Genomic DNA, 25,727 nt, shown 5'->3' with positions numbered 1-25,727 from the left:
AAACACCATGACCCTCAGTTTCGACCCAGACTCCCTCGATCTTCCGAGCGGACATTTCATCGGCGGCCGCTATGTCGCAGCAAGCGGTGGCATAGACGTCCACCGGCCTTCGGATGGCGTCGCTTTCGCGCAATGCCCGATCGCGGGAAAGGACATAGTCGATCAGGCCGTGGACGCGGCCAATCAGGCCCTCAGGACAAGCGGCTGGGCCAGCCTTCGGCCGCGCGAGCGGACCAAGGCTTTGGTGCGATGGGCCGACCTCATCGAGGAAGAAGCTGTCACATTGGCGCGTCTGGAGGCCATATCCTCGACCCGGCCGGTCGGGCAGCTCATCGCCGGCGACATTGCCGTAACAGCCGAGCAGATCCGCTTCTTCGCGGAATTCGCCGACAAGGAAGGCAGCGATCTCGTACCGACCGACGGCAACAGCCTCGGCATGATCATGACGGAACCCTATGGTGTCGTCGGCGCGATCACGCCCTGGAATTTTCCGATTTCCATGGCGGGCTGGAAGATCGGGCCGGCACTTGCGGCCGGCAATGCCATCGTGCTGAAGCCATCCGAGATGACGCCTTTTTCGACGCTCCATATGGCCGAGCTTTCGGTGCGCGCCGGCATCCCCGCCGGCCTGATCAACATCGTGCTCGGCGACGGCCCGACGACGGGGGCTGCGATGACGGGCCATCCCCGCATCGGCAAGATCAGCTTCACCGGTTCGACCGCCGCAGGGTCGGCGATCATGGAGAATATCGCCCGCACGGGCATCAAGCCGATGACATTGGAGCTCGGCGGCAAGAGCCCGCAACTCGTCTTTGCCGATGCGGATATCGCGCTGGCAGCCGAAGCGATCGCCCGCAACATCCTTGCCAATGCCGGCCAGGCCTGCGTGGCCGGATCGCGGCTGATTGCCGAGCGCAGCATCGCCGCGCCGCTGGCCGAAGCGATCCTCGAGCATATGTCCAGGATCAAGCCGGGGCCGACCTGGGACGAGAACAGCCTCTACTCGCCCATCATCTCGGAACGCCAGATCGGACGTATCGACCGGATCGTCCAGGCCGCGATCGATGCCGGCGCGGAGTGCCTGACCGGTGGAACGCAATTGGATCGACCCGGCTATTTCTACGCGCCGACTCTGCTTGCAAGTGTCGATCAGGCCTCCCCCGCCGTCACGGAAGAAATCTTCGGCCCGGTGCTGACCTTGCAGACCTTCGAGGAGGAGGAAGAGGCTCTCGAGCTTGCCGATCACCCGATCTACGGACTTGCGGCGGGTCTCTTCACACGCGATCTTTCCCGCGCCATTCGCGTCACGCGCCGCCTGCAGGCCGGCACCGTCTGGGTCAATCGCTACGGGCGTTCGCGCGACCATATTCTGCCGACGGGCGGCTACAAGAGTTCCGGCATCGGCAAGGATCTCGGCCGCGACGCCTATCTTGCCAACCGCCGCAGCAAGTCCGTGCTGATCAACATCTGAGGAACCGACCATGAAGACCTACAGGATCGCGCTTATCCCTGGCGACGGTATCGGCAAGGATGTTATCGACGCGGCATGGCAAGTCTTGGAGAGAGTGGCCGATAAGACGGGCTTCGGGCTGGAGCCGACGAGCTTTCCCTGGTCCTGCGCCTACTACAAGGAAACCGGGGCAATGATGCCTGCCGACGGAATCGCGACGCTGCGCGGTTTCGACGCCATCCTGCTTGGCGCGGTCGGCTGGCCGGCCGAAGTGCCTGACTCCGTCTCGCTGCATGGCCTTCTTCTGCCGATCCGCAAGGCCTTCGAGCAATATGCCAATATCCGCCCTCACCGGCTGCTGCAGGGGGTCGAAGGGCCGTTGAAAGCCAAAGACTTCGACATTCTTTGCATCCGCGAGAATACCGAGGGCGAATATTCCGGCGCGGGTGGCCGCGTGCATCAGGGCACGGCGAACGAAGTCGCCGTCGAAACCTCGATCTTCACCCGCACGGGCGTGGAGCGCATCCTGCGCTTCGGCTTCGAGCAGGCGCGCATGCGGCGCGGCAAGCTCGCCTCCGTCACCAAGTCGAATGCGCAGAAATATTCCATGGTGTTCTGGGACGAGATTACTGCCAAGGTCGCGGCCGACTATCCCGACGTCGCTGTCACCAGCTACCATATCGACGCCATGGCGGCGCGCATGGTGATGGCGCCGGAAAGCCTTGACGTCGTCGTCGCCTCCAATCTGTTCGGCGACATCCTGACGGACCTCGGGGCCGCGATCCAGGGCGGGCTCGGCTTTGCCGCCTCCGCTAATCTCAACCCGGACCGAACAGCGCCGTCGATGTTCGAGCCCGTGCATGGCTCCGCCCCGGATATCGCCCATCTCGGCATCGCCAATCCGATCGCCGCCATCTGGTCGGCCGCCATGATGCTGGAGCATCTCGGCGAGAAGACTGCCGCCGACGCGATCATGGATGCCATCGCGGCGGCGACTGCGGCCGGCATCGGCACGGCTCCAGGCAAAGACAAGACCGACACCATTACCAAGGCCGTGCTGAACGCACTTAGCTGAACGACAAGGACGCAAGACATGATCGATCTCAAGGACAAGAGTCTGTTTCGCCAGCAGGGTCTGATCGGCGGAACCTGGCTGGATGCTGCCTCCGGCAAGACCGTCGATGTCATCGACCCGGCCTCGCAGACGGCTGTGGGTACCGTTCCCGATATGGGCGAAACCGAGACGCGGGCGGCGATCGAAGCCGCCAATGCAGCCTTTCCCGCCTGGCGCGCGAAAACCCATGCCGAGCGGGCGCAACTGCTCGAAGCCTGGCACGATCTGATGATCGAGAACTGCGACGATCTCGGGCTGCTGCTGACAAGCGAACAGGGCAAACCGCTCGCCGAGGCACGCGGTGAAATCCGCTACGGCGCGTCTTTCGTCAAATGGTTCGCCGAGGAAGCTCGCCGCATCGGCGGCAGCACCATCCCCTCGCCGACGCCAGATCGGCGGATCATCGTGTTGAAGGAGCCCGTTGGTGTCTGCGGCATCATCACGCCGTGGAATTTTCCGAACGCGATGATCACCCGCAAAGTCGCACCCGCCCTTGCCGCCGGCTGCACTGTCGTCATCAAGCCATCCGACTTCACGCCCTATTCGGCGCTGGCGCTTGGCGTGCTCGCCGAACGCGCCGGCATCCCCGCCGGCGTCATCAACATCGTCACTGGAATGCCAACAGAGATCGGCAACGAGCTGATGCGCAACGAGATAGTGCGCAAGATCTCCTTTACCGGCTCGACCCGTGTCGGCGCCCTGTTGATGCGGGGCGCGGCCGACAGCATCAAGCGCCTCAGCCTCGAACTCGGCGGCAATGCGCCGTTCATCGTCTTCGACGATGCCGATCTCGACCTTGCCGTCGAGGGCGCAATCGCCTCGAAATTCCGCAATGGCGGCCAGACCTGCGTCTGCTCCAACCGCATTCTGGTGCAGGACAAGGTCTATGACGTCTTTGCCGAAAAGCTTTCCGCCCGCGTTTCCGCCATGAAGGTCGGCCCCGGTACGCAAACGGGAATCGACATCGGGCCGATGATCAATGCAGCGGCCATCGACAAGATCGAGCGCCATGTCAGCGATGCCGTCGAGAAGGGTGCGACGATCATCGCCAAGGCTTCAAATCTGCCGGAGGGCCGCCAATACGCCGCTCCCATCGTCCTGTCGGGTGCCACCACCAACATGCTGCTGGCAAGCGAAGAGACCTTCGGCCCGGTGGCGCCGCTCTTCCGCTTCACGACCGACGAAGAGGCGATCGCCATCGCCAACGGCACGCCGTTCGGCCTTGCTGCCTATTTCTATACGCAAGGGCTCAAGCGTTCCTGGGCCATCGGCGAGGCACTGGAATTCGGCATGATCGGGCTGAATACGGGCGCGATCTCGACGGAAGTGGCCCCGTTCGGCGGCGTCAAGCAATCCGGTCTCGGACGCGAAGGCTCGCAGGCCGGCATAGAGGAATATCTTGAGATGAAGACCTTCCACATCGGCGGGCTTGCCTGAAAGTCGCCCCCAAGCCGACTTGCGGCACGGACATCGTTGCAGCTTTCTTGGCGACAGGAATTCACGCAGGCTTCGTGAGAAGGCCCCCGGCCAAGGCATGGAATGTCTCGATGGCCTTCGGCAGCACATGCTGCGGATCGTCGCTGGCGGCGACCCAGAGAGCTGCATTGAGCGCAGCGCCGCTGAGAAGCCGGGCGGCCGCCTCCGCGTCGACCGGCTTGAGGACCCTTTGGGCGATCAGACGCTCCACTGTCCGTCTGGTTGCTTGAAGACAGCTGCTTTGACTGGGCCACTTTGACGGATCACCCAATACTGCAGGTCCATCGAGCAGAACGATGCGTTGGACCTCCGGAACGAGCGCCATCTCGATATAAGCAGCGCCTTCGGCGAGCAGGCCCTTCCAATCATCGCCTGCTCGAACGCCGATCTCTTGGGCGCGTAACGCCATCTCCGAGTCGATCTGATCGACGACCGCCGCCAGAAGCCCCCGCTTGTCACCGAAATTATGGTAAAGCGCGCCCCGTGTCAGACCGACCTCGGCGGTCAGCTCGTCCATGGAAGCGGCCGAATACCCTTTTTCGGCGAAGGCCTTTCGTGCGGCCACGATCAACTTGGCCCGGTTCTCTTCCATCGTCTTGACGCGTCGCTTCGCCATCTTGCCCTCGATTTCATATACGCGTCGTATATTAATTTGACATACGGTGCGTATATCGGCTATTTCAGATACGCAACGTATATCAGATGATCCGACAGCGTGTGAAGCTCCCGGATCGCGCTGCGCTCACCGACAGCCCGTCAACGTCTATGAAGAGAGATCGGAAATGACCAAGCGCGAAGCAATCTTCCCTGCCAACCGGCACGCCCTTTACGAGGAACACGGCTATTCGGCCGCCATCCGATCCGCTGACCTGCTTTTCGTGTCAGGACAGGTCGGCAGTCGTTCCGATGGAACGCCCGAACCTGATTTCCAACTCCAGGTCCAGTTGGCTTTCGAAAACCTTAAGGCAACGCTGAATGCGGCAGGCTGCACGCTCGATGATATCGTTGATATAACGACGTTCCATACCGATCCTGAAAACCAGTTCCCAACGATCATGGCCGTCAAACAGAAGATTTTCAGCGCGCCGCCCTATCCGAACTGGACCGCGATCGGCGTGAACTGGCTTGCCGGCTTCGACTTCGAGATCAAGGTCATTGCCCGCATCCCTTCAAAGGCGTGATTCCGGCAATCCTCGACTATTGAAAGCGGTCGAGGGTCTTGTAGTACATGCCGACGAGCGGCAGGAACCAGGGCTTGCCGAAATGCCCGGGAACGGCAGGCCATTCCAGCCCCTTGACCGGGTTGCGATCCGTCTTGCCCAGGATGGCGTCGGCTATGATCATGCCCATATGCGTCGCCATCTGCGCCCCATGGCCTGAATAGCCCATCGCATACCACAATCCGTCGACGTAGCCGGCGCGCGGGAACCGATCCTTGGTCATATCTACCAGGCCGCCCCAGCAATAATCGATCTCGACCTTGGCGAGATGCGGAAAGATCTCGGCAAGGCTGGCGCGCAGGATTTCGCCGCTCTTGGCATCCGACTGCTGATCGGAGGTCGCCGAGAACCTGGCCCTGCCGCCGAAGATGAGCCGGTTGTCTGGCGCAAGCCGGAAATAATTGCCGATATTGAGCGAGGTGACGCAGGTGCGGTTGCCCGGCATGGTCGCGGCAACCTCCGCCTCCGTCAGGGGTCGGGTGGCGATGATGAAACTGCCGACGGGCACGATCCGCCGGCGAAAATAGCCGAAGATCCCCGGGGTATAGGCGCCGGTCGCGAGCAGGACATTGTCAGCCGTAAGCTTGCCGCGCACCGTCGTCAACTCGTGCTTATTGCCGTTGATTCGCCTGTCGATCACCGCCGCATTTTCATAGACCACCGCTCCATGGCGGACAGCCGCCTCTGCAAGCCCGACTGCGTAGCGCCCCATATGCATCATGGCGCTCTTCTTCGACAGCATCGCGCCGTGAAACGAAGCCGATCCGATTTCGGCCTTCAGGTCGCTTGACGTCAGGAGCGCCGTATCCGGATCGATCTCGCGGTGAACCGCCTCGAAATTTCTGGCGATACCTTCGAAATGAGCCGGCTTCGACGCAAGCTTGAGCTTGCCGGCACGGCGGAAATTGCACTCGATCGCCTCTTCCTTGACGATCCGCTCGACCGTATCGACAGCATCGTCGAAGGCTCGATAAAGCGCCTTGGCCCGCTCAACCCCGAGCTCCGCCTTGGCAGCAATGAAGCTGTGAGCGATGCCGTTGTTGAGATGACCACCATTGCGGCCGGAGGCGCCTGAACCGACCGTGTTCGCCTCCAGTACGACCACCTTGGCGCTGGCCTTGGCGAGCTGCCGTGCCGCGCCCAAGCCGGTAAAGCCGCCGCCGATCACCGCGACATCATAATGACCTTCGATCGGCGCTGCACTCTGGCCGGCAAAACGCGGCGCGGTATCGTGCCAGTAGGACTTGAACTGCATTGCCGTCTCCCGTCAGAGCCCGAGAACGCCGGGCAGGCCGGAAATGTCCTTGATCTCGGCGTATTCATAATAAGGGTTTGCGGGCTCATGGCCACGATTGACCCAGACCTTGTGCTTGATGCCGAGATCATAAGCCGACATCAGATCGTAGCGGAAAGAGGAAGAGCAATGCATCACGTCCTCCGGATTGCAGCCAAGCATGTCGAACATGTATTCGAAGGCTTTGAAGCGCGGCTTGTAGGCATTGGCCTGCTGTGCCGTGAAAACTGCGTGGAACGGCGCGCCGAGCTTTTCGACATTGTGCATGATCTGCTCGTTCATGGCGTTCGACAGGATGACGAGCGGAATTTCCTTGGCGACCTTCGCAAGACCGGCCGGCACATCCGGATGCGGACCCCAGCTCGGAACGGTCTCGTAGATTGAGCGGGCATCTTCGGCGTGGAAGGCGACCCCGTTCCTGCGGCAGGTACGCTCGACGGCATTATGGATTACTTCATTATAAGGCTTCCAGTCACCGAGAATTTCGTCCAGCCGGTAGGCGGCGAAGTTCTTGATGAACCGCGCCATGCGCGGCTGATCGAGCTGCTCGCCATAGATCTTCTGGGCCGCCTCGGCCATCTGGAAGTTCGTCAGAGTGCCGTAGCAGTCGAAGGTAATGTATTTTGGCCGGAACGTCGTCATGTCCTTGATCCCTTGCAGAATGCCGTGCTGGCGCTGATCTCGCCCCATCATAGGCAGCCTTTCCCCATCGGTTCACCGCATTTGCGCCGTCGGGAAGCAGAATGTTCTGTATGCTTGTCCTGCTTTGGCAGAGAGTTGCGCGCCTGATGCCTCCAGGCACCGTCATCTCGCCCGGTCGCGCCGCGTTGCCGGCATAAGATGCGGCGGGCGTATCGACGGACGGTGAAAGATACCGCTGCGGCTTCGTCGTCAGGACGATCTTCTTTCCTTGTCGGTCTATCAAAGAGATAAAGCAACAGACGGGAGAAAAGGCCTGTGCAGGCATCCGCGATCGACGTTCGCCCCCTCGGCCAATCCCATCTCCCATCAGCCCTTGCCCTGTCGCGCCAGGCGAGGTGGCCGCACCGGCTCGAAGAGTGGCAAATGCTGCTCGAACTCAGCAGCGGCCTCGTGGCGATCGAAAATGAGAAAGTGGTCGCGACGATCTTCGTCACGCCCTACGGCGCCGACGTCGCGACGATCAACATGGTCATTGTCGACGAGGCCATGCGTGGGCGCGGCATCGGTCGGCGCATCATGCAGGCTGCTCTTGAGATCGTCGGAACCCGCGAGTGCCGGCTCGTCGCAACCGCCGAAGGCCTTCCGCTTTATCAAAGTCTCGGCTTCGAGAGGACAGGCGAGATCGTCCAGCATCAGGGGCCGTTGCGGGCCTGTATCGCGGCCGGGGCGGTCGATCGTGCGACGTCGGCCGACTTCGACCACATCGTCGCTCTCGATCGTCTCGCCTATGGCGCGGACCGCACGGCGCTGCTGCAGGCATTGTTCCACACCGGTCGTCTCGCCGTCTTGCGCAAGACCGACGGCCTGCGCGGATATGCGGCGTTACGCGCCTTCGGGCGCGGCGAGCTCTGCGGCCCGGTCGTCGCGGAAACGGCGGCGGATGCCGAGGATCTGCTGAGCTTCCTGTTTGCGGCCCGACCCGGTGTCTTCATGCGCGTCGATACCGGGGCAGAAACCGGCCTTGCTCCATTTTTGCTCGAACACGGCCTTGCCCATGTCGGCGGCGGCATTGCCATGCGCCGCGCCGCATCACCCGCTCCGTCAAACATTTCAAGCGTTCACACATTTGCCCTGGCGAGCCAAGCCCTGGGCTGAAGAGAGATATCATGCTGAGCAATTCCCTTGTCGAACTCGATCGCGCCCACCTCGTCCATCCGGTCGCCTCCTATCGCGGCCACGAGCGAGCCGGTGTGCGGGTCCTGAAATCCGCCAAAGGCGCTACCGTCACCGACGCGACGGGGCATCAGATGATCGACGGCTTCGCCGGTCTGTGGTGCGTCAACGCCGGATATGGCCATGAGAGCATCGTGGAGGCTGCCGCCCGCCAGATGCGCGAACTGCCCTATGCCACCGGCTATTTCAGCCTCGGCTCGGAGCCGGCCATCCGGCTTGCCGCCGAGCTGGCCGACCGGGCGCCGGGCGATCTCAACCACGTCTACTTCACGCTCGGAGGCTCGGACGCCGTCGACAGCACAATCCGTTTCATCCGCTACTATTACCATTCGCTCGGCAAACCGGCGAAGGATCAGTTCATCTCGCTTGAGCAGGGCTATCATGGTTCCTCGACGGTGGGTGCCGGGCTAACGGCGCTGCCGATCTTCCATGCCGGTTTCGGTGTGCCGCTCGACTGGCAGCACAAGATTCCGACGCACTATGCCTATCGCAATCCCGTCGGCAGCGATCCGCAGGCGATCATCGCCGCCTCCGTCGCCGCTCTGCGCGCCAAGGTCGAGGAGATCGGCGCCGACCGGGCGGCAGCCTTCTATGTCGAGCCGATCCAGGGCTCCGGCGGCGTGCTCGTACCGCCGCCCGGCTGGATGAAGGCGATGCGTGACGTCTGCACCGAGCTCGACATCCTCTTCGTCGCCGATGAAGTGATCACCGGCTTCGGCCGCACCGGGCCGCTCTTTGCCTGCTCCGATGAAGACATCGTCCCCGACCTGATGACAACAGCCAAGGGTCTTACCTCCGGCTATGTACCGATGGGCGCCGTCTTCCTGTCGGAGCGCGTTTACCAGACGATCGCCGATGGTGCCGGGTCCGCGGCCATCGGCCATGGCTACACCTATTCCGCCCATCCCGTCAGCGCAGCGGTCGGCCTCGAAGTTCTGCGCCTCTATGAAAACGGCTTGCTGGAAAACGGCGTCAAGGCGGGCGCTCGCCTGATGGCCGGCCTGCACGAGCTAGCCGCGCATCCACTGGTCGGCGATGTACGCGGGCGCGGCATGCTGGCCGCCATCGAACTGGTCGTCGACAAGGAGCGCAAGACGCCGCTGCCCGCGGCCGCCGATCCCTCGCGCCGTATATTCGATCGTGCCTGGGACAATGGACTTGTCATCCGCGCCTTCGGCAACGGCGTGCTCGGCTATGCGCCGCCGCTCTGCTGCACCGATGCGGAAATCGACGCGATCATCGATCGTACGCGCAGGACGCTCGATCAGACGCTGGAAGATCCGGACGTTCGCGCGGCTCTTGCTTGAGCGCGGCGGCCGAAATACCGCTTTGCGCCCATATTCGCAATTTTGTGCCGCCACAGCTCCGCCATTCAGAGACTCCGGCAGGCCTTAACTGCGAAACTGGACGTGCTGCCACCCTCAGAGCCTAAAAAACGCGGATTTTGAGGAGATAGAACAGAACAAGCGGCAAGATCGGAACAGCATTTTCTTCTGCATTCAGTCGCGCGATCGAAATTGATGGCGCTCATTCGAGGACAGATACTTGGCCAAGAGCTTAGCGGATTTCAAATATTTCACCTTCGATGTCGTCGGAACGCTGATCGACTTCGAGGGCGGCATCAAGGAGTGTCTGGCTGGGATCGCTGAAGAGGCAGGTGTCTCCGTCGATGGCGAAGAGGCGTTGGCACTCTATCGCGCTGCGCGCTATTCCGGCGACGCCGGTCTTTTCCCCGATGATCTGGTCCGCGTCTATATGGTCATTGCGCCGAAGCTCGGCTTGCCTGCCGAAGTGAAATTCGGTGAACGGCTGCGCGATTCCGCTGGCAATTGGAAAGGCTTTGCCGACAGTGCCGATGCGCTCCGCCGTCTGTCCAAGCGCTATCGGCTGATTGCCATGACGAATGCCCGCCGCTGGGCCTTCGAACATTTCTCCAAGGAACTCGGCAATCCGTTCTATGCGGCATTCACCGCTGATGACACCGGCACGGAAAAACCCGATCCGGCCTTCTTCGAGCAGGTCTTCGCCTTCGTCGGCAAGGAGCAGGCCTCGAAGGACGACATTCTGCACGTCGCCCAAAGCCAGTATCACGATATCGGCATATCCCGCCAACTCGGCATGACCAATTGCTGGATCGAGCGACGCCATGCCCAGAAGGGCTATGGCGGCACCATCGAACCTCAGGAATTCACAAAGCCCGATTATCATTTCACCTCCATGGCAGGACTTGCCGAAGCAGCGGAGGCAAGCAAGGCCGCCTGACGGAGTAACGACCCGATACTGAGCCCGCCAAAGACGGGACGACAACTCAACTTCAACAAAAAGGGGAACGCAATGAACGACAAGATCACGAATTGGACCAGCGCAGACGATGCCATGGTCGAAAATGCCATCCGCCGTGGCGCAACTCGCCGCGATCTCCTGCAAATGCTGCTCGCGGGCGGCATCGCCGCTGCGGCCGGCGGGGCGATCTTCGGTCGAGCCTCCGCCGCCTTCGCAGCAACCCCGGTCTCGGGCGGTTCGCTGAAGGCGGCCGGCTGGTCGTCCTCGACCGCCGACACGCTCGATCCGGCCAAGGCATCGCTGTCGACGGACTATGTCCGCTGTTGTGCCTTCTACAATCGCCTCTCCTTCCTCGACAAGAATGGCGTCACGCAGATGGAACTCGCCGAAAGCATCGAAAGCGCCGATGCCAAGGTCTGGACCGTCAAGCTGCGCAAGGGCGTGACCTTCCACAGCGGCAAGACCCTGTCTTCGGCCGACGTCGTCTATTCGCTGAAGCGCCATCTCGATCCGGCCGTCGGCTCGAAGGTCAATGCCATCGCCAAGCAGATGACAGGCTTCAAGGCTGTCGATCCGCTGACCGTCGAGATCACGCTCGTCAATCCGAATGCCGACCTCCCGACAATCCTTGCCATCCATCACTTCATGATCATTGCCGACGGCACGACGGATTTCAGCAAGGCCAATGGCACGGGCGCTTTCGTCTGCGAGACTTTCCAGCCGGGCGTCCGCTCCGTCGCTGTCAAGAACAAGAACTACTGGAAGCAAGGCGGCCCGCACCTCGATTCCTTCGAGTTCTTCGGGATCGAGGACGATTCCGCGCGCGTCAACGCACTCATGTCGGGCGACATCCAGCTTGCCGCTTCCATCAACCCGCGCTCAATGCGGCTCCTGGACGGCCAAACGGGCGTGACGTTGTCGAAGACCACCTCCGGCAACTACACCGACCTCAACATGCGCCTCGACATGAACCCGGGCAGCAACAAGGACTTCGTTACCGGCGTCAAGTATCTGCTGAACCGCGAAGCGATCCAGAAGTCGGCCTTGCGCGGCCTCGCCGAAATCGGCAACGACCAGCCCGTGCCGCCATCCAGCATCTATCACAATGCCGATCTGAAGCCGAAGGCCTTCGATCCTGAAAAGGCGAAGTTCCACTTTCAGAAGTCGGGCCTCTTCGGCCAGTCCATCCCCGTTGTCGCCTCTGATGCAGCAACCTCTTCCATCGACATGGCGATGGTGTTGCAGCAGGCCGGCGCGGATATCGGCATGAAGTTCGATGTTCAGCGTGTGCCCTCCGACGGATACTGGTCGAACTACTGGCTGAAGGCGCCGATGCATTTCGGCAATATCAATCCGCGTCCGACACCGGATATCCTGTTCTCCCTGCTCTATTCCTCCGATGCTCCGTGGAACGAGAGCCAGTACAAGTCCGCCAAGTTCGATAGCATGCTCATTGAGGCGCGCGGCTCGCTTGACCAGGCCAAGCGCAAGGCGATCTATGGCGAAATGCAGGTGATGATTGCCGAAGATGCGGGCACCGCTATCCCGGCCTATATCTCCAACGTCGACGCGATCTCCTCGAAGCTGCATGGGCTGGAAGCCAATCCGCTCGGCGGCATGATGGGTTACGCCTTTGCGGAATATGTCTGGCTCGATGCCTGATCCCTGCCTTCGTACCCGGCCGGTGGTGCTTCGGCGCCGCTTGTCGGGTACAATGCCGGGAAACTGGCACATCCGCTCTCGCGATGGGGATCCGTCATGAACCGCCACGTTCTTTATCTCGTGTTCGGCCGTGTGCTCGTGGCCCTCGTCACGCTGCTCATCGTCTCGTTCACGGTGTTTGCGGCAACATCGATGCTACCGGGCGACGTTGCGCAGATCCTGCTCGGCCAGGCTGCCACTCCTGAAGCAGTCGCCGGTCTTCGCGCCGCCATGCATCTGAACGATCCGGCCATCCTGCGTTTCGTCCGCTGGCTTGCTGGCCTCGCCACCGGCGATCTCGGCATTTCCTATGCCAACAACATGCCGATCGCCGATCTGATCGGCTCGCGGCTCGGAAACTCCTTGAAACTCGCGGCGGCGACCACGCTGTTTTCCGTGCCGATCGCGCTCACCCTCGGCATTACGGCGGCGATGCTGCGCGGCTCGCTCTACGACCGCATCGTCACCATCATTTCGATCGGCGTCATCTCCGTGCCGGAATTCATGGTCGCCACCTCGGCCGTATTGATCTTCGCCGTCTATCTCAAATGGCTGCCGGCACTTGCCTTCGCCAACGAGATCCATTCCTTCGGGCAGATGCTGCGCGTCTTCGCGATGCCTGTAATCACGTTGAGTTTCGTCATATCGGCGCAGATGATCCGCATGACGCGTGCCGCCGTCATCGAGACGCTGAACACGCCCTATGTCGAAATGGCGCTGCTGAAGGGGGCGTCGCGCCGGCGCATGGTGCTGAAACATGCCTTGCCGAATGCACTGGGACCGATCGTCAACGCGGTGGCGCTGTCGCTCTCCTATCTGCTGGGCGGCGTCATCATCGTTGAAACCATCTTCAACTATCCGGGCATCGCCAAGCTGATGGTCGATGCCGTCGCCACGCGCGACCTGCCGCTGATCCAGACCTGCGCGATGATCTTCTGCGTGGTCTATCTCCTGTTGATCACCATCGCCGACATCATCGCCATCATGTCCAATCCGAGGTTGCGCTGATCATGGCCCTTACCGCCTTCACTCCCCGCAAGCTCGGCTTTCGCTTCAACATCGTCGGCATGCTCGGCTTTGCAGTCATTCTGCTATGGGCATTGGTGGCGATCTTTGCACCGCTGATCATCCCCTATTCGATCGGCGATATCGTCGACTTCGATTATTTCGGACCGATATCGGCCAAGTTCTGGCTCGGAACGGATTATCTCGGCCGGGATATCCTGTCGCGTATTCTCATGGGTGCGCGCTACACGGTGGGCATCTCGCTTGCCGCCGTTTGCGTCTCCTGCGTCTCCGGCGTCGCGCTCGGCATGATCGCGGCCGTCATCGGCGGCTGGTTCGACAGCGTGCTCAGCCGCTTTCTCGATGCTTTGAATTCGATCCCGAGCAAGCTGTTCGGCCTCGTCGTCGTGGCTGGTGTCGGCTCCTCGATCCCGGTACTGATCCTGACGCTCGCCGTCATCTACACGCCAGGCGCCTATCGCTTTGCCCGCGCGCTGTCCGTCAACATCAACACCATGGATTTCATTACGGTGGCCCGTGCGCGCGGCGAAGGTACGCTCTATCTCATTCGTTCCGAAATCCTGCCGAATATTCTGGGGCCGGTCATGGCCGATCTCGGCCTGCGCTTCGTGTTCATCGTGCTGCTCCTGTCCGGCCTCTCCTTCCTCGGCCTCGGTGTGCAGCCGCCGAATGCCGATTGGGGTGCGCTGGTGCGTGAAAACATCGGCGGCCTGCCCTTCGGCGCGCCTGCGGTGATCTTTCCGAGCATCGCGATCGCCAGCCTGACGATCAGCGTCAACCTGCTGATCGATAACCTTCCCCAGAAAATCCGGGACCGGAGCAATTGATGGCCAAACTCGTCGAAATCCGCAACCTGAAGGTCGAGGCCAAGACCGATTCCGGCCGTCGCGTCGAGATCATCCGCGGCGTCAGCTTCGATATTCAGGAAGGCGAGATCGTCGCCCTGATCGGCGAAAGCGGCTCCGGCAAGACGACGATCGCCCTGACCCTGATGGGCTACGCTCGCCCTGGATGCCGGATCAGCGGCGGCGAGGTGCTGCTTGCAGGTAAGGACATGCCGAGCCTGTCCGAAAAAGCCAGAGCGAAGATCCGTGGCACGGAGGTTGCCTACATACCGCAAAGTGCCGCGGCCGCCTTCAATCCGGCTCAGACCATCATGGAACAGGTGATCGAGATCACCCGCATTCATGATCTCATGCCGGTCGAAGACGCGAAAGCACGCGCCGTCGAGCTTTTCAAGGCGCTCAGCCTGCCCAATCCGGAGACGATCGGCGCGCGCTACCCGCACCAGGTATCCGGCGGGCAGTTGCAGCGGCTATCGGCGGCAATGGCGCTGATCGGCAATCCGAAGCTCGTGATCTTCGACGAGCCAACGACTGCGCTCGATGTGACGACACAGATCGAAGTGCTCAAGGCTTTCAAATCGGTCATGAAGACCGGTGGCATCGCCGGTGTCTACGTATCGCATGATCTCGCGGTCGTCGCGCAGGTCGCCGACAGGATCGTCGTGCTGAAGGGCGGCGAAATCCAGGAAATCGGCACGACCGAGCAGATCCTTTCCTCGCCCTCCCATCCCTACACGCGGGAACTCCTGGCCGCGTTTGAGCCCAAGCTCTACGCCTCGCCGGCGCAGGCAACCGCCGACAAGACGCCCGCCCTGCTCGAGGTCACGGATATCGTGGCGGGATACGGCCCGATCCAGCCGAACGGCCTGCCGACGGCGGTCGCGCTCAAATCCGTGAGCGTCAGGCTGGAAGCCGGCCACAATCTCGGCATCATCGGCGAATCCGGCTGCGGAAAGTCGACGCTTGCCCGCGTCATCGCCGGGATACTGCCGCCGGTCTCGGGAGATATCGTCTTCGACGGCAAACAGCTCGCCGCCGACGCCAGGTATCGCCGGCGCGAAGAGTTGCGCAGGCTGCAGATCGTCTTCCAGTTCGCGGACACAGCGCTCAATCCGGCCAAATCGATCGGAGATATTCTTGGTCGGCCGCTTGCCTTCTATGGCAACCCAAGCGCCAGGCAGCGCGAAGCCCGCATCGAGCAGCTGCTCGACATGGTGCATCTGCCGGCAGCCATCAAACACCGCCGTCCGGCCGAACTGTCAGGCGGTCAGAAGCAGCGCGTCAATCTGGCCCGCGCCTTGGCGGCCGAGCCGAAGATCATTCTCTGCGATGAGATCACCTCGGCCCTCGATACGGTCGTGGCGGCCGCCATCATCGATCTCCTCAAGGAGCTGCAGCGCGAGCTCGGCCTGTCCTATGTCTTCATCAGCCATGATCTTTCGACCGTGCAGGCGATCTGCGACGAGATCATCGTGATGTATGCGGGCGAGAAGATCGAGCAGCTTTCCTCCGCCGATCTCGCCGGCGGCGCCAAGCACCCCTATTCGAAATTGCTGTTCTCCTCGGTGCCGAAGCTCGACACGGGCTGGCTCGACGGCCTGCAGCAGGACGACGAGTTGATCCGGGCTTTCGCTAGCCGCTGAGATTTGCGAGTTAGACTAACGGCTCAACGCCGGTCAGACCGGAAACAGGCTTGTTAGCGGCATATGCGCCTTGACGATCGGCGATTTCAGCACGACGAAGCTGAAATATTTGTCGATGCCGATCTCCATATCGATCAGCCGCTCCATCGTCGTCTGGTATTCGGCAATGCCGGCGGTAACGAATTTCACCAGATAGTCGTAACCGCCGGAAACCAGATGGCATTCCACCACCGAATCCACCTTCTCGACCGCCGCCAGAAAGCGGGCGAAATCGATCTGGCGATGGTTCTTCAGCGTCACTTCCGTAAAGACGGTCAGTGTCTGCCCGAGCTTGGCGATGTTGATCTGGGCGGAATAGCCGGAGATATAGCCCTCGGACTGCAGCTTCTTGACCCGCATCAGGCAGGGGCTGGGCGAGAGATTGACCAGCTCGGCCAGTTCGACATTGGTGATACGGCCGTTCTTCTGCAGTTCGTAGAGGATCTTGATATCGATCCGGTCGAGTTTCATCGGCACGCTCCGGTTTGCGGATGGCAGAATGGCTGCCTTGCGGAATAATCTTTCGTCATTTTAGGCCGAAAGCCTCGCTTAGCAAGCGGAATCGGGCATGTATACCTCGATATAACGACGTGAAATCCGTGCTTTAACAGAAGAATTCGTAGTCTTGGCACTGCACAGAAGGAAATGCTGTCTGATTGCGATCTGCAGCATTTGCGGACGAAAAGCTCGATTACAATGCTGGTCTGCGAACGGAGATTGCCATGCCCGCCCCCCTTTTTCACATCGAGACCACACCGACACTGCCCGAGACGGCGGATGCGGTGGTCATCGGCGGCGGCATCGTCGGCGTCTTCTCCGCCTATTACCTTGCACGCCGCGGCATGAAAGTCGCACTTGTCGAGAAGGGACGGATCGGCGCGGAACAATCCAGCCGGAACTGGGGCTGGTGCCGGCAGCAGAACCGGGATGCCCGCGAGCTGCCGATGGCGACCAAGAGCCTGGCGCTTTGGGACGCATTCGCTGAAGAGAGCGGCGAGGACGCCGGCTTTCGCCGCTGCGGCCTGCTCTATCTCAGCGACAATGATGCGGAACTGGCCGGCTGGGCACGCTGGGGCGAGTTTGCCCGTGGCGTCGGCGTCACCACCCATATGCTTGACAGCAAGAAAGCCAGCGAATTCGGCGCGGCGACCGGCAAGGCCTGGAAAGGCGGCGTCTTTTCGCCGACCGACGGCACCGCCGATCCCTCCCGCGCCGCGCCCGTTGTCGCCCGCGCCATCATGGCGCTCGGCGGCAGCGTGCATCAGATGTGCGCGGCCCGTGGTCTGGAAACCACAGGTGGCCGCGTCAGCGCCGTGGTCACGGAAGCGGGGATCATCCGCACCGAAACCGTCGTCATGGCGGGCGGAGCCTGGGCATCGTCCTTCTGCCGACAGCTGGGGGTTCGTTTTCCGCAGGCGGCCATCCGATCCTCGATCCTGTCCGTCGCGCCCGGAGCCAAGAGCCTTCCGGCAGCCCTCCATACGGCCGCCGTCTCGGCGACGAGACGAAGCGACGGCGGCTATACGCTCGCCATCAGCGGCAAGGCCCGTGTCGACCCCACCTTGCAGCAGCTTCGCTTTGCCCGCTATTTCGTGCCGATGTTCGCCCGTCGCTGGAAAAGCCTGGCGCCGGGAGGCATGGAGGGATTGAAGGGCGGCCACGAGACCCTTTCGCACTGGCGGCTCGATCGGCCGACGCCGATGGAGCGCAACCGCATCCTCGATCCGCGCCCCGACCGCAAGCAGATCGACCTGACGCTTGCGCGGGCACGCACACTTCTTCCCTCCCTGGTTCATGCCCCCGTTTCGGCCGCATGGGCCGGCTATATCGACAGCACGCCGGATGGCGTGCCCGCGATCGGCGAGATAGCTGCAATCCCCGGCCTGATCCTGGCGGCAGGCTTCAGCGGCCATGGTTTCGGAATTGGCCCCGGTGCCGGACACCTTGTTGCCGACCTCGTTACGGGTGCGACGCCGATCGTCGACCCCAAGCCCTATTATCCGGATCGCCTGAACCGCTCCGCCTGGGGAAAAGTTGCCGATTTCTGACGGGCGGCGAGCCTCAGCCTGAGGGATAGGCGCATTTCTCGCGCCAGGCGACGGGCGTCATATCGGTGACGCGGCGAAACTCGCGGTTGAAATTCGATTTGGTCTGGAAGCCGGCCTCAAGCATGACTTCGGTCACCGGCCGATCGGTTTCAACAAGAAGACGGCAGGCCTCGGCAATGCGGTAGTCGTTGACATATTGCGAGACGTTCTTGGCCATCCGGCGATTGATGGCGCCCGAGATGCGGCGAGACGGTATGCCGGCTCTGCGGGCAAGGCGCTCGAGATTGAGATTGGCGTCGCGATAAAGCTTCTTCTCACCCATCAGCGCCTCGATGCGGGTAATCGTTTCTGCGTCTTCCGCCGTATCCGGAACCGGCGCAACGTCGACAATATCTCTCACGGTCGAATTCCGGCTGGCCGCGGCTGCTGCCATGCCGAGCATGAACAGGCCGAGAAGATTGGCGATGCTGAGGATCTTGCCGACATGAGCGCCCTGGGTCCATTCGAAATCGAACATGACAAGCGCGTCGATCCCCGCCGAAAAGCTCAGCGTCGCCGCGGCAAAGACGAAGGCTCGATGGGTCGGCTGAGCCGTCTCGAAGGAAGCAAGCGGCAGTACGTCGGGGCCGGCGCGCATCAGCCAGAGCAAGGCGCTGGCATAGCCGAGATAGATCAGGATCATCGCGATATCGATCGCCTCGGGCCAGATAATGATCAGCAGCGCGATGATCGCAGGCGGGAAACCATAGAGACCGATGCGCTCGGACCAGCGGCGCGGGCCAGCGGCACCGAGGTGCATGACACCTGCGACAACCAGTGACGGCATGATCGTCGCGAGCGCAAGCGTCAGGCGGCCGACGACCGGCAGATCGTAACCCCAGCGCAAGCCGACAAGGACCGACTGCACGCAGCAGAGTGCCAGCAGCACGAGGAAAGGTCGGTTGGTGGCCATGCCGTCATCCCGCCGCAGCATTGCCAGAAGCAGCAGCAGAAGCAGCAACGCGACGACGAACGGCAACGGCACGAACAGCATGAGACCCCTTCCACGATCAATCGTGATCGGCCGCACTATGACGTGACTCGCGACCTCAGGCGATCCAGATCGCGATCCGGGACGTCCTGAATCGTGATCGAGGTCGCATCCGCTGCCTTGAACGGCGATGTTGGCGACGAAACCCGCTGGAGACCGCGATGAGCGCCGACGCAAACATGGCTACCCGACTTCGTTCCCTGGCAATCGATCGCCCCGACAGCCCGCCCGCCGGCGCTGCGGCAAGCCGACGGCTCGCAATCCGCAGCCTCATTCTGGCGAGCGCGATCGCGATACCGGCAGCCATCGTCTGCCTGCCATCGAAGCTCGCCATCGATACACCAGTAAAGTACTCGTCTTCGATCGCGACCAGTTCCGTATCGCCTGCGACGGCAGACACATCATCGCGGAATGAAGACACCGTCGCAGCCGTACCCATCGCCAGCCTTCCCCAGGCCGTGATCGGCTCCGGCTATGTCGTTGCTGGGCGCATGATCACCTTGCGGCCCGAGGTTGGCGGCAAGGTCGTCTCCCTGCCACTGGATGTCGGGGATCATTTCATTGCCGGCCAAGTCATTGCAGGGCTCGATACGACGACGAGCGAGATCGAGCTGAAGATCTCAAGGTCACAGGCCGCCGCTGCTGTCATTGCCGTGCAGCGCAACCAGATTTCGCTCGCAAAGGCGCAAAGGACCCTGGCACGCACCAAGCAACTCGCCGATCGCGGCGCGGCGTCCCAGAGCAACCTCGACACGGACGAACTCGCCGTTCTGCAGTTATCCAATGATCTCGACAGCACAAGACAGGCAGCCGAGACCGCGCGGCTTCAGGTGGAGAGGCAGGAAAACACCATATCGCTCCATCGCATCGTCGCTCCTTTCGATGGCGTGATCGTCGCCCGGTTGGCTGGTCTTGGAGACATGGTCGCCTCGGGGACGGACGGCGGCGGGCCCAGAGATGGCATTGCGACGCTTCTCGATCCGGCTTCGCTGGCCATCGACGTCGATATCGCCCAATCCAACGCCGCACGCATTGAGGCTGGCCAGGCTGCGATCGCCGTTCTCGACGCCTTTCCCGACCGGCAATTCAAGATGCGCGTGACAACGATCGTACCCGTTGCGTCGATGCAGAAAGGCACCGTGACCGCGCGTCTCGAATTCCTGACGGCGCCTTCGGGCGTGCTGCCGAACATGGCGGCGAAAGTGACGCTGAACCCACCGAGCCTTCAGGCGAAGGCCGAGGAGAAAGGAAACTGAGATGGACGGCATTTTGATCAGCAACGTGCGCAAGGATTACCGGCTCGGGCGCAACACCGTGACGATCTTTTCCGATCTGACCATGACGATTGCGCCGGGCGATTTCGTCGCCATCGTCGGACCGTCCGGGTCGGGAAAATCGACACTGTTGAATCTGATCGGCGGCATCGATCGCCCGGACCAAGGCGAGATCGATTTCGAACATGCCCGCCTCAGCCGGATGAGCGAAAGTGCTTTGGCGAGATGGCGCGCGGCCAATGTCGGCTTCGTGTTTCAGTTCTACAATCTGATGCCGATGCTGACGGCGGAACAGAATGTCGAGCTGCCGCTGCTGTTGACGAGCCTCAGTGCGCGCCAGCGTCGCGAACGGGTCGAGACGCTTCTGTCCATGCTCGGCCTTGCCGACCGGCGACGGCATCTGCCTTCGGAGCTTTCAGGCGGCCAACAGCAGCGCGTCGGCATCGCCCGCGCACTGGCAAGCGACCCGAAACTTTTGCTCTGCGACGAGCCGACGGGCGATCTCGATCGTGAATCCGCCGACGAGGTGCTCGCCATGCTGCGCATTCTCAATACCGAGCTTGGCAAGACGATCGTCATGGTGACGCATGACGACGCCGCCGCCCGTTCTGCCCGGCGTCAACTGCGGCTGGACAAGGGCAAATTCATCGAAGCGGAGGCTGCGTAACCGCCATGCATCGCTTGACGTTCATTCGCCGCGGCATGACGCGCAGACCGGTGCGCAGCGCGCTGCTGATCACCAGCATCGCCATCGCCTTCTTCATTTATCTCGTGCTGACGAGCTTCGAGCGTGGCTTCCTTGGCGGCGAGGTCGAGTCCGAGCGGCTCGTCGTCAGCAACAAGATCGGGGATGCCCTACCCCTGCCGATCAGCTATTACGACAAGATCCTCGCCCTGCCTGGGATTGCCAGCGCAACCTATATGGCACGCAGCCGCGCAACCTATCGCACCCCAAGCAATTTCCTGGGGCTGACGGCGGTGGAACCCGACAGTTTCCCCGCCTTCATCGGCGACGAGTACGATATCTCCGCCGAGACTCTCGCCCGCTTCCGCCAAACCCGCAACGGCGTCATTGCCGGGCGAAGCATCGCCACCCAGGAAGGCTGGGTGGTCGGGCAGAAAATCACGCTGAACACGTCAAGTTTCTTCAGGGCCGATGGCAGTTCGGACTTCGAGTTCGAGATTGCCGGCATATTGGATGGCCGAAAATCCGCCGATACGCATTTTGTGATGGCGCGCTACGACTACATCAATTCGGAGCGCAGCGTCGATCGCGATACCGTCAGCAACTTCGGCGTCCTGCCAAGGAGCGGCGCGCATGCCGACGACGTCATCAAAGCAGTCGATACGCTCTTTGCCAATTCCGCCTATCAGACCCGGACGCGAACCGAGGCTGAATTCATGAGGGATTTCATCGCGCAGTTTGCCGATATAGCGACCATCGTGCGGCTGGTGGTCGGCGTCGCTTTCGTCACCATTCTGATGATCGTCGCCAATACCATGGTCTTCGCTATTCGCGAGCGAACGAAAGAAATCGGCCTGTTAAAGGTGCTGGGCTTCTCGCGCCGCTTCATTCTCGGCAATGTGCTCGCCGAGACATTCAGTCTGTTTGCAGCCGGCCTTGGCCTTGCGGTCTGCCTTGCCTATGCCGCGATCATCCTGCTGCGGGAGCCGCTGCACACGGTCGTGCCGGACATGTCGCTTGCCCCTGCAACCGTGCTGCAGGCCATCGGCCTATCCGCCGTTCTGGCGGCAGCGACTGCCGCAATACCGGCTTACGGCGCCATGCGAGTGCCTCCCCACGCAGCCCTGAGAGAGAAGTGACGACGATGACGACTATCATCAACCAGATCCTTGCCCTTACCGCATCCAATCTGAAATCGCTCCATCGCCGCAAATGGATGTCGTTGTCCCTGGTGTTTTCGGTCGCAATGGTCGTGACCGTTCTGCTCGGTTTCCTGGCAATGTCGAACGGCTTCCGGCTATCCCTCATGCAGGCAGGTTCCCCGGACATCGCCATCGGCCTTGGCAAGGGTGCCGCAACGGAGCTCGGGAGCCGGATCGACATCTCGCAACTTCACTATCTGGACGGTGCAGGCGGTTTCGCGACCAATGCCAAAGGCGTGGCGCTGATATCGCCGGAAATGGTCGTGCCCGTCGATATCCAGCAAAAATCCGGTGTTTCTTCCGCCACGTTGTCCCTGCGCGGCATCGGTCCATTTGGCCTCGATGTGCGACCGAACGTGCGCATCGTCGGCGGCCGCACATTCACACCCGGCACCAGCGAGATCGTTGTCGGCCGCCGGCTCAGTCTCGATTACAAGGGGCTCGACATCGGCGAGAAACTGACGCTCGGCACATCGAAATGGACGGTCGTCGGCATCTTCGACGCGGGCGGATCTGCTTTCGAATCCGAAATGCTGGGCGACCTTGGCGTGGTCCAGACGCTGTTCGACCGGCCCAACCAGATTCAGAGCATCCGTGTGAAACTCGCTTCGCCGCAGGCCTTGCCCGCCCTGCAATCCACGGCGGCCGGCATGCCGCAGATCGCATTGACGCTGCGCTCCGAGCAGGACTATTTCGCAGCGCTCGCCGAACGCACGTCGAAGCTCATCCTTTTGCTCGGCTGGCCGCTCGCCGTCATAATGGCTGTGGGCGCTGCGGTTGGCGCTATGACCACCATGTCCAGCTCCGTGTCGGATCGCAGCACCCAGATTGCCACGGCGCGGGCGATCGGCTTCAGCCGGCGTGCCGCCTTTGCCAGCACCTGGATCGAAGCGATGATCCTGACTGCGCTGGGCTGCCTGAGCGGCATCGCCATTTCCTATCTCGTGCTCAACGGTTGGAGCGCATCGACGATGAGCCTCGATCGCACGCAGATCGGATTCCAGCTGATCCTTTCGCCTCCCCTCATTGGCAAGGCCGCAGTGCTGGCGCTGGCCATCGGCGCGATCGGCGGCGCCGTTCCCGCCATCGCCGCCACTCGGATCCCCTTGCGATTGGCGATGAGCGGCAGAACATGAACCGCAATGCGAGCACACCGCTCGGCTATCTCTTTGCCTTTGCCTTGGATATTTTTCGTTCGGCTGCGAGTAGAAGGCCCTTGAGTTCCGGTTCGCGCACACGGCTCGCCGCTTCGATGAAGGAAACCCATTCGCTGCGGCGCTGGCCACGTTCGGGAAAGTCCTGGAAAATCTGTGCGACCTCGAGCAGATGCAGCTCGACCACGCAAGGAACGTCCTTGCCGTCGTCAAGCTGCTTTACATAGGTGAAATAGCCGAAAGGCTTCTTCTTTACCTTTCCGCGCACGCCGGCTTCCTCAAACGCCTCGATGGCCGCTACCTCATGCGGCTTCTTGCCCTTGATCGGCCAGCCTTTGGGAACAACCCAACGGCCACTTTCGCGGCTGGTGACGACCAGGACTTCCGGTGCATCGCGCTCGGCAGACTTTCTGTAGCAGATGGCTGCATATTGCTCATAGGCGCGGCCGCGAAACAGCGCATCGGTATGGGAGGCGAGTTCGGACAGAAAGCTCCCCGAACGCTTCAAGGCTTTTTCCTGCGCTGAGATGGAAGATGCCATGCCCTCGGCTACCCGTAATAATGCCGCCCGAAGCAAGGCCGGCCCAAAGCCGGTCGGCGCGCGCTCACAAAGATTTTCTGCGACACGCTGCTCTCCTGTCCTGCATGCGACTCTGCCGAAATTCCCAACTCTCAACCCCATGCTGTGAGCCGTTGGCGTGACAGTTTTATGAAGATGGCTGTTAATTGATATGGCGAGCCGTGCAGCGATCGTCGGTCTGCGCCTGGTGTGACAATGCGGCCACGCAAACTGAAAACGGCCCCGTGAAGGAGCCGTTTTGCATTGTGGAGGATTGGCAAAAGCCTATTCGGCCGCCTGCAGCGCCGGCACCTCGATCTCTTCACTCAATTGCCCGGCCATGGCCGCGGCGAACTTCGTTTGATCGAGCTCGTTCTCCCAGCGGGCAACGACGATGGTGGCCACCGCGTTGCCGACGAAGTTGGTCAGCGCGCGGCATTCCGACATGAAGCGGTCGATGCCGAGGATCAGGGCCATGCCGGCGATCGGAACCGAAGGCACGACTGCAAGCGTGGCGGCAAGTGTGATGAAGCCCGCACCGGTAATGCCGGCCGCACCCTTCGAGCTCAGCATGGCCACGAGCAACAGCAGGATTTGGTCACCAAGCGCCAGCGGCGTATCGGTCGCCTGCGCAATGAAGAGCGCCGCCAGCGTCATGTAGATGTTGGTGCCGTCGAGATTGAAGGAATAACCCGTCGGAATGACGAGGCCGACGACGGAGCGCTTGCAGCCCGCGCGTTCCATCTTGTTCATCAGGCCGGGCAATGCGGCTTCCGACGAGGAAGTACCAAGCACCAGCAGCAGCTCTTCCTTGATATAGCGGATGAGCGCCAGGATCGAGAAGCCGTTGTAGCGTGCGACGGCGCCGAGCACGACGAGCACGAAAAAGATGGACGTCAGATAGAAGGTGCCGATCAGGAACGCCAGGTTGGCGATCGCGCCGATACCGTATTTGCCGATCGTAAAGGCCATGGCACCGAAGGCACCGATGGGAGCGAACTTCATCAGCAGCGCAACCATGCGGAAGATCGGCGTGGTCAGTGCCTGCAGGAAGTCGGTAACCGGGCGGCCGCGTTCGCCGGCGGCACCGAGCGCGATACCGAAGACCACCGAGAAGAACAGCACCTGGAGAATATCGCCCTTGGCAAAGGCGCCGACGATCGTATCCGGGATGATGTTCATCAGGAAGCCGACGACCGAGGCATCATGGGCCTGCGCCGCATAATTGGTAACGGCCTTGGTATCCAGGGTTGCAGGATTGATGTGCATGCCAGCACCCGGCTGCACGACGTTGGCAACGATGAGGCCGACGATAAGCGCCAAAGTCGAGAAGGTCAGGAAGTAGATGAACGCCTTGCCGACGACACGACCGAACTTCTTCAGGTCCGACATACCGGCGATACCGGTCGTGACCGTGAGGAAAATAACGGGCGCAATGACCATGCGCACCAGCTTGATGAAGGCATCGCCGAGCGGCTGCAGCGATGTGCCGAGCTGCGGATAATAATGGCCGAGCAGGATGCCAGCAGCAATGGCGGTCAGAACCTGCACATAAAGATGCCGGTAAAAGGGAAGTTTCGCGCGCGTTTCGGCGGCAGCGATGGGAGCAATCATGATGTCCTCCTTTAAGCCCAACCGATTTCTCGGCCCTCCGGGCGACGACTAGAATTCAACAGCCTCCGACTGTTAGGCTTTTCACTGCAACGAGCGTGCCAAATGGGAGGACCAGAAGTAACTATTTGATTTTTCAAGATTTAAGAATCCGCCGCGATAACACCCCTCACAACATGTGCGAAAATCCGCACATCT

23 protein-coding genes are annotated in these 25,727 nt (G+C 61.5%); 16 read left to right on the top strand and 7 right to left on the bottom strand.

What is annotated here, in order from left to right:
- Positions 1-7: 7 nt before the first annotated feature.
- Genes FHT28_RS29410 through FHT28_RS29400 form a run of 3 tightly spaced genes read left to right on the top strand, consistent with a single transcriptional unit; the run spans position 8 to position 4,001 of the window.
- Positions 8-1,471: an aldehyde dehydrogenase family protein gene (locus FHT28_RS29410; RefSeq protein WP_168598137.1), complete on the top strand. Its 1,464-nt coding sequence runs from the start codon at positions 8-10 to the stop codon at positions 1,469-1,471.
- A gap of 10 nt (positions 1,472-1,481) precedes the next feature.
- A complete protein-coding gene (locus tag FHT28_RS29405) occupies positions 1,482-2,525 on the top strand; it encodes a tartrate dehydrogenase (protein WP_168598136.1) in 1,044 nt (347 codons plus the stop codon).
- An 18-nt stretch (positions 2,526-2,543) separates the two neighbouring features.
- Positions 2,544-4,001, top strand: coding sequence for an NAD-dependent succinate-semialdehyde dehydrogenase (locus FHT28_RS29400; RefSeq protein WP_037197467.1), 1,458 nt, complete (start codon positions 2,544-2,546; stop codon positions 3,999-4,001).
- A 61-nt stretch (positions 4,002-4,062) separates the two neighbouring features.
- Here FHT28_RS29400 and FHT28_RS29395 read toward each other — a convergent pair whose 3' ends face one another.
- Positions 4,063-4,656 (bottom strand): TetR/AcrR family transcriptional regulator, encoded by a 594-nt coding sequence (locus FHT28_RS29395; protein WP_168598135.1) that lies wholly within the window; start codon positions 4,654-4,656, stop codon positions 4,063-4,065.
- A 166-nt stretch (positions 4,657-4,822) separates the two neighbouring features.
- Here FHT28_RS29395 and FHT28_RS29390 point away from each other — a divergent pair, with 166 nt between their 5' ends.
- Positions 4,823-5,221, top strand: coding sequence for a RidA family protein (locus tag FHT28_RS29390; protein WP_168598134.1), 399 nt, complete (start codon positions 4,823-4,825; stop codon positions 5,219-5,221).
- Positions 5,222-5,237: 16 nt separating this feature from the next.
- Here FHT28_RS29390 and FHT28_RS29385 read toward each other — a convergent pair whose 3' ends face one another.
- Both FHT28_RS29385 and FHT28_RS29380 read right to left on the bottom strand, forming a co-directional pair.
- The gene (locus FHT28_RS29385; RefSeq protein WP_168598133.1) at positions 5,238-6,515 is read right to left on the bottom strand and encodes an FAD-binding oxidoreductase; all 1,278 of its coding nucleotides are present in this window, start codon (positions 6,513-6,515) and stop codon (positions 5,238-5,240) included.
- 12 nt (positions 6,516-6,527) lie between these two features.
- The gene (locus FHT28_RS29380) at positions 6,528-7,196 is read right to left on the bottom strand and encodes a haloacid dehalogenase type II (protein WP_037197565.1); all 669 of its coding nucleotides are present in this window, start codon (positions 7,194-7,196) and stop codon (positions 6,528-6,530) included.
- A 315-nt stretch (positions 7,197-7,511) separates the two neighbouring features.
- On the opposite strand from FHT28_RS29380, the gene FHT28_RS29375 reads away from it, so the two are divergent.
- From FHT28_RS29375 to FHT28_RS29345, 7 genes are all read left to right on the top strand, one after another.
- The gene (locus FHT28_RS29375) at positions 7,512-8,351 is read left to right on the top strand and encodes a GNAT family N-acetyltransferase (protein ID WP_168598132.1); all 840 of its coding nucleotides are present in this window, start codon (positions 7,512-7,514) and stop codon (positions 8,349-8,351) included.
- Positions 8,352-8,362: 11 nt separating this feature from the next.
- Positions 8,363-9,736 carry an aspartate aminotransferase family protein gene (locus tag FHT28_RS29370; protein WP_168598131.1) on the top strand — a complete coding sequence of 458 codons (1,374 nt, stop codon included), beginning with the start codon at positions 8,363-8,365 and terminating at the stop codon, positions 9,734-9,736.
- A gap of 238 nt (positions 9,737-9,974) precedes the next feature.
- Positions 9,975-10,691 carry an HAD-IA family hydrolase gene (locus FHT28_RS29365; protein WP_168598130.1) on the top strand — a complete coding sequence of 239 codons (717 nt, stop codon included), beginning with the start codon at positions 9,975-9,977 and terminating at the stop codon, positions 10,689-10,691.
- A 72-nt stretch (positions 10,692-10,763) separates the two neighbouring features.
- Complete coding sequence (locus FHT28_RS29360) at positions 10,764-12,374, top strand: ABC transporter substrate-binding protein (RefSeq protein WP_047560207.1); 1,611 nt, start codon at positions 10,764-10,766, stop codon at positions 12,372-12,374.
- A 96-nt stretch (positions 12,375-12,470) separates the two neighbouring features.
- Positions 12,471-13,421, top strand: a complete 951-nt coding sequence (locus FHT28_RS29355) for an ABC transporter permease (protein ID WP_037197456.1) — start codon at positions 12,471-12,473, stop codon at positions 13,419-13,421.
- A 2-nt stretch (positions 13,422-13,423) separates the two neighbouring features.
- On the top strand, positions 13,424-14,266 hold the full coding sequence (locus FHT28_RS29350; RefSeq protein WP_047560210.1) for an ABC transporter permease: 843 nt from the start codon (positions 13,424-13,426) through the stop codon (positions 14,264-14,266).
- Complete coding sequence (locus FHT28_RS29345; RefSeq protein WP_168598129.1) at positions 14,266-15,927, top strand: ABC transporter ATP-binding protein; 1,662 nt, start codon at positions 14,266-14,268, stop codon at positions 15,925-15,927. The genes FHT28_RS29350 and FHT28_RS29345 overlap by 1 nt, the downstream gene beginning before the upstream one ends.
- A gap of 33 nt (positions 15,928-15,960) precedes the next feature.
- Here the strand turns inward: FHT28_RS29345 and FHT28_RS29340 are convergent, their stop codons facing one another.
- Positions 15,961-16,437, bottom strand: a complete 477-nt coding sequence (locus tag FHT28_RS29340) for an Lrp/AsnC family transcriptional regulator (RefSeq protein ID WP_034510479.1) — start codon at positions 16,435-16,437, stop codon at positions 15,961-15,963.
- A gap of 251 nt (positions 16,438-16,688) precedes the next feature.
- On the opposite strand from FHT28_RS29340, the gene FHT28_RS29335 reads away from it, so the two are divergent.
- Entirely contained in the window at positions 16,689-18,014 is a 1,326-nt protein-coding gene (locus FHT28_RS29335) for an FAD-binding oxidoreductase (protein ID WP_168598128.1), read from the top strand.
- Positions 18,015-18,027: 13 nt separating this feature from the next.
- On the opposite strand, the gene FHT28_RS29330 is transcribed toward FHT28_RS29335, so the two are convergent.
- Positions 18,028-19,047: an AraC family transcriptional regulator gene (locus tag FHT28_RS29330; RefSeq protein ID WP_112442674.1), complete on the bottom strand. Its 1,020-nt coding sequence runs from the start codon at positions 19,045-19,047 to the stop codon at positions 18,028-18,030.
- 158 nt (positions 19,048-19,205) lie between these two features.
- Between FHT28_RS29330 and FHT28_RS29325 the strand changes: the two genes are divergently transcribed.
- The 4 genes from FHT28_RS29325 to FHT28_RS29310 are packed head-to-tail and all read left to right on the top strand — an operon-like array spanning position 19,206 to position 23,341.
- Positions 19,206-20,300 carry an efflux RND transporter periplasmic adaptor subunit gene (locus FHT28_RS29325; protein ID WP_168598127.1) on the top strand — a complete coding sequence of 365 codons (1,095 nt, stop codon included), beginning with the start codon at positions 19,206-19,208 and terminating at the stop codon, positions 20,298-20,300.
- A 1-nt stretch (position 20,301) separates the two neighbouring features.
- Complete coding sequence (locus tag FHT28_RS29320) at positions 20,302-20,985, top strand: ABC transporter ATP-binding protein (protein WP_047560225.1); 684 nt, start codon at positions 20,302-20,304, stop codon at positions 20,983-20,985.
- Positions 20,986-20,990: 5 nt separating this feature from the next.
- Complete coding sequence (locus FHT28_RS29315; RefSeq protein ID WP_168598126.1) at positions 20,991-22,142, top strand: FtsX-like permease family protein; 1,152 nt, start codon at positions 20,991-20,993, stop codon at positions 22,140-22,142.
- A gap of 5 nt (positions 22,143-22,147) precedes the next feature.
- Entirely contained in the window at positions 22,148-23,341 is a 1,194-nt protein-coding gene (locus FHT28_RS29310; RefSeq protein WP_168598125.1) for an FtsX-like permease family protein, read from the top strand.
- Between the two features lie 25 nt (positions 23,342-23,366).
- Here the strand turns inward: FHT28_RS29310 and FHT28_RS29305 are convergent, their stop codons facing one another.
- Both FHT28_RS29305 and FHT28_RS29300 read right to left on the bottom strand, forming a co-directional pair.
- Positions 23,367-23,867 (bottom strand): NUDIX hydrolase, encoded by a 501-nt coding sequence (locus FHT28_RS29305; protein ID WP_312865301.1) that lies wholly within the window; start codon positions 23,865-23,867, stop codon positions 23,367-23,369.
- Between the two features lie 336 nt (positions 23,868-24,203).
- Positions 24,204-25,532 (bottom strand): dicarboxylate/amino acid:cation symporter, encoded by a 1,329-nt coding sequence (locus FHT28_RS29300; protein ID WP_037197446.1) that lies wholly within the window; start codon positions 25,530-25,532, stop codon positions 24,204-24,206.
- Between the last annotated feature and the right edge of the window lie 195 nt (positions 25,533-25,727).

Origin of the sequence: Rhizobium sp. SG570, from assembly GCF_012275345.1 — a bacterium.
GTDB classification, from domain to species: domain Bacteria; phylum Pseudomonadota; class Alphaproteobacteria; order Rhizobiales; family Rhizobiaceae; genus Rhizobium; species Rhizobium lusitanum.
Note: the sequence above shows the minus strand (reverse complement) of the source record. Positions and strands in the feature narration are given on the sequence as shown.

Coding starts and splice junctions, on each gene's coding strand:
- FHT28_RS29410 (WP_168598137.1), top strand. CDS start 8: ATGACCCTCAGTTTCGACCCAGACTCCCTCGATCTTCCGAGCGGACAT.
- FHT28_RS29405 (WP_168598136.1), top strand. CDS start 1,482: ATGAAGACCTACAGGATCGCGCTTATCCCTGGCGACGGTATCGGCAAG.
- FHT28_RS29400 (WP_037197467.1), top strand. CDS start 2,544: ATGATCGATCTCAAGGACAAGAGTCTGTTTCGCCAGCAGGGTCTGATC.
- FHT28_RS29395 (WP_168598135.1), bottom strand. CDS start 4,656: ATGGCGAAGCGACGCGTCAAGACGATGGAAGAGAACCGGGCCAAGTTG.
- FHT28_RS29390 (WP_168598134.1), top strand. CDS start 4,823: ATGACCAAGCGCGAAGCAATCTTCCCTGCCAACCGGCACGCCCTTTAC.
- FHT28_RS29385 (WP_168598133.1), bottom strand. CDS start 6,515: ATGCAGTTCAAGTCCTACTGGCACGATACCGCGCCGCGTTTTGCCGGC.
- FHT28_RS29380 (WP_037197565.1), bottom strand. CDS start 7,196: ATGACGACGTTCCGGCCAAAATACATTACCTTCGACTGCTACGGCACT.
- FHT28_RS29370 (WP_168598131.1), top strand. CDS start 8,363: ATGCTGAGCAATTCCCTTGTCGAACTCGATCGCGCCCACCTCGTCCAT.
- FHT28_RS29360 (WP_047560207.1), top strand. CDS start 10,764: ATGAACGACAAGATCACGAATTGGACCAGCGCAGACGATGCCATGGTC.
- FHT28_RS29355 (WP_037197456.1), top strand. CDS start 12,471: ATGAACCGCCACGTTCTTTATCTCGTGTTCGGCCGTGTGCTCGTGGCC.
- FHT28_RS29350 (WP_047560210.1), top strand. CDS start 13,424: ATGGCCCTTACCGCCTTCACTCCCCGCAAGCTCGGCTTTCGCTTCAAC.
- FHT28_RS29345 (WP_168598129.1), top strand. CDS start 14,266: ATGGCCAAACTCGTCGAAATCCGCAACCTGAAGGTCGAGGCCAAGACC.
- FHT28_RS29340 (WP_034510479.1), bottom strand. CDS start 16,437: ATGAAACTCGACCGGATCGATATCAAGATCCTCTACGAACTGCAGAAG.
- FHT28_RS29335 (WP_168598128.1), top strand. CDS start 16,689: ATGCCCGCCCCCCTTTTTCACATCGAGACCACACCGACACTGCCCGAG.
- FHT28_RS29330 (WP_112442674.1), bottom strand. CDS start 19,047: ATGCTGTTCGTGCCGTTGCCGTTCGTCGTCGCGTTGCTGCTTCTGCTG.
- FHT28_RS29325 (WP_168598127.1), top strand. CDS start 19,206: ATGAGCGCCGACGCAAACATGGCTACCCGACTTCGTTCCCTGGCAATC.
- FHT28_RS29320 (WP_047560225.1), top strand. CDS start 20,302: ATGGACGGCATTTTGATCAGCAACGTGCGCAAGGATTACCGGCTCGGG.
- FHT28_RS29315 (WP_168598126.1), top strand. CDS start 20,991: ATGCATCGCTTGACGTTCATTCGCCGCGGCATGACGCGCAGACCGGTG.
- FHT28_RS29310 (WP_168598125.1), top strand. CDS start 22,148: ATGACGACTATCATCAACCAGATCCTTGCCCTTACCGCATCCAATCTG.
- FHT28_RS29300 (WP_037197446.1), bottom strand. CDS start 25,532: ATGATTGCTCCCATCGCTGCCGCCGAAACGCGCGCGAAACTTCCCTTT.